Below are 2,910 nucleotides of genomic sequence, written 5' to 3' on the forward strand. Positions count from 1 at the left end.
GGGCCAGGCGGCGCAGGGTGAGGTGCCGCGCGGGTCAGGCGGCGCGGGGGTAGGGCGTACCGTGCCGGGCCGCCCGCAGCAGTCTTCGTACGGACAGCACCGCCCCGACCCCGATCACCACCGCGCCCACGGACATCCCCAGCGTGCCGCTCAGCGGCAGCGAGATGCCGATCCCGCCGCCCACCACCCACGACATCTGCATCAGCGTCTCCGAGCGCGCGAAGGCGGAGGTGCGCACCTCCTCCGGCACGTCCCGCTGGATGAGCGCGTCCAGCGACAGCTTGCCCAGCGCCTGCGAGATCCCGGCGGTGGTGGCCACCGCGGCGAGCGTCACCGTCCCGAAGAGCGCCGCCGCGGTGACGGCCACGGCCAGCGCACAGGCCAGCACCCCCACGATGATCACCTCGGGGCCGCGCGCCTTGAGCCAGGCGCCGATGGCCGTGCCCAGCGCGTTGCCGCCGCCCGCCGCCACGGCCACCAGCGCCAGCGACACCGCACCCGACAGCCCGCGCAGCGGCTGGTCGCGGAGGAGGAAGGCGAGGAAGAAGGTGAGGAAGCCGGACAGCCCGCGCAGTGCGGAGTTGGCCACCAGCGCGCTGCGCACCGACGATCCGACGGTGCTCAGCCCGGGCCGCCGCGGTGCCTTCCCGAGCGGCACCACCGCCGGGGCCAGTTTCGCCTTCCGTTCGCCCTTCGCCGAGTCCACCTTGCGCGGCAGCGAGAAGGACAGGAAGGTACCGAGACCGAAGACGACGAACGCCCCGTACAGCGGCCAGGGCGGACCGATCTGGTGCAGCACCACCCCGAGCGGTGCCGCCGCGCCGGTGGCGACCAGCCCGGCCAGCGTGACCCGGGAGTTCGCCTTCACCAGAGAGAACGTCTGCGGCAGCAGCCTCGGCACGACCGCGGAGCGCACCACTCCGTACGCTTTGGAGGAGACCAGCACACCCAGCGCCGCCGGATACAGCTCCAGCCCACCCGACCCCACCGCCCCCGCCAGCATCAGCGCGAGCAGCGCGCGCGCCAGCATCGCCGCGGCCATGGCGGCCCGCCGCCCGTGCGGCACCCGGTCCAGCAGCGGCCCCACCACCGGCGCGAGCAGCGCGAAGGGCGCCATCGTGACGAGCAGATAGAGCGCCACCCGGCCGCGCGCCTCACCGGTGGGCACGGAGAAGAAGATGGTCGAGGCGAGGGCGACCGTGATGAGCATGTCGCCCGCGGAGTTGACGGCGTGCAGCTCGATGAGCTTGCCGAGACCGGACTCCCCGGCGCCCTGTGCGTGGGTGGCGCGGCGGATGCGCCGCGCGACCGCCGCGGGTGGCCGTCGCACGGCACGCGCGGCTACCCGGAGCGGATGACGTCGACGTCGGGGCTCGGCAGCCACGACGTCAGTCTGCCCCACGGGGCGCGCCGGATGCGGCCAGTCCACGCCGGTCGGCGCCGCGTACGGAATCCCTCGACATCGGTCCGCCGGTACGTGGGGTAGCGTGGGCCAACAGTGCGCTCCGCACGGCCCCGAGCGGGCGCGGACGTCGCAGCGGCTCCCCGGTTCCGCTCCGTCCGCACGGCAGGGGCAGGCAGACAACGGGCGCTATGGCGTAGGAGAGACGATTCTTGTGAGTGCAGCATGAGTGCCGCGACGAGCAGCGGCCGTATTCCCCGCCGCGCTGCCGCGCCCGACCGCCTGTGCGCCGAGGCTGTCGACTTCGCGCGGGAAGCCGTCGAGGCGGCCGCCGCGCCCGGAAAGGCCGGCGACCACCTGGCCGTCGTCGCCGACGGGGACCGCGTCGTCACCCACTACTTCGCGTGCCTGGAGTCCGGGTACCGAGGCTGGCGCTGGGCGGCGACGCTGACCCGGGCCTCCCGGGCGAAGAACGTGACGCTTGACGAAACCGTCCTGCTGCCGGGCCCGGACGCCGTTCTCGCGCCGGAATGGGTGCCCTGGAGCGAGCGGCTGCGCCCCGGTGACCTGGGTCCCGGGGACCTGCTGCCGACGGAGGCGGAGGACCTCCGGCTGGAGCCCGGCTTCGTGGGCGAGGAGGCCCGGCCGCCGAAGTCGCCGGCCGGGGACGAGGCCGAGCCGCTGGCGGAGATGGCGGGTTCGCTCTCGGAGTCCGCCGAGGCCGAGGACGCCGAGCTGCTGCCGGGCTCTCCCCGTGAGGTCGCGGCGCCGCCCGCACGGGGCACCATCACGGCGGTGGCGGAGGAGCTGGGGATGGCCCGCCCCCGCGTACTGTCCCGCTACGGCCTGCACACGGCGGCCGACCGCTGGGAGGACGAGTACGGGGCCGGGACGCCGATGGCGCAGTCCGCCCCGGCGAACTGTGTGAGCTGCGGCTTCCTCGTCCCGCTGGTGGGGTCGCTGCGGCAGGCGTTCGGGGTCTGCGCGAACGAGTACAGCCCGGCGGACGGGCACGTGGTGTCACTGTCGTACGGGTGCGGTGCGCACTCGGAGGCGGCCGTGATGCCGAACACCCCACAGCCGCCGCCCCCGGTGATCGACGAGACGCGTGCGGACGCGCTGCCGATGGGGCCGGCCGCCGACGACACCGCAGGCACAGCTGACACCGCAGGCACGGCTGACGCCGAGGACACAGGCGGGACCGGGGCGGGCTGATGGAGCAGGGAGAGGCGCAGGCGGACGCGTTCGGGACCGCGAGGCTGCGACGAGGGGTGCTGGACGCCTGGAGCGCCTCGCCCGCCCGGTTCCGTGAGGACGCCAACGCCGAGCAGGAGCTGGCGCTCGGCGGGTACCGGGACCGCCTCGTCATCGAGGTGGCGCAGAACGCCGCCGACGCCGCCGCCCGCGCGCACGCCCCCGGACGGCTTCGCCTCACGCTCCGCGACGGTGTGCTCGTCGCCGCCAACAGCGGCGCCCCGCTGGACGCGACGGGCGTCGAGTCGCTCTCC

The 2,910-nt window shown here is 75.0% G+C and carries 3 protein-coding genes; 2 read left to right on the top strand and 1 reads right to left on the bottom strand.

The window, feature by feature from the left end; translation table 11 throughout:
* Window positions 1-34 precede the first annotated feature (34 nt).
* Window positions 35-1,384, bottom strand: coding sequence for an MFS transporter (locus ACRDP3_RS24675; RefSeq protein ID WP_431519197.1), 1,350 nt, complete (start codon window positions 1,382-1,384; stop codon window positions 35-37).
* 243 nt (window positions 1,385-1,627) lie between these two features.
* Here ACRDP3_RS24675 and ACRDP3_RS24680 point away from each other — a divergent pair, with 243 nt between their 5' ends.
* Both ACRDP3_RS24680 and ACRDP3_RS24685 read left to right on the top strand, forming a co-directional pair.
* A complete protein-coding gene (locus ACRDP3_RS24680; protein WP_431519198.1) occupies window positions 1,628-2,617 on the top strand; it encodes a DUF3027 domain-containing protein in 990 nt (329 codons plus the stop codon).
* Window positions 2,617-2,910: hypothetical protein (locus tag ACRDP3_RS24685; protein WP_431519199.1), on the top strand; the 294-nt coding region annotated here is incomplete at its 3' end. The genes ACRDP3_RS24680 and ACRDP3_RS24685, both read left to right, overlap by 1 nt.

Origin of the sequence: Streptomyces sp. (assembly GCF_050698815.1) — a bacterium.
GTDB lineage: Bacteria > Actinomycetota > Actinomycetes > Streptomycetales > Streptomycetaceae > Streptomyces.

Bases quoted from the DNA above. Each gene is read 5' to 3' on its own strand.
- ACRDP3_RS24680 (WP_431519198.1), top strand. From the start codon at position 1,628: ATGAGTGCCGCGACGAGCAGCGGCCGTATTCCCCGCCGCGCTGCCGCG.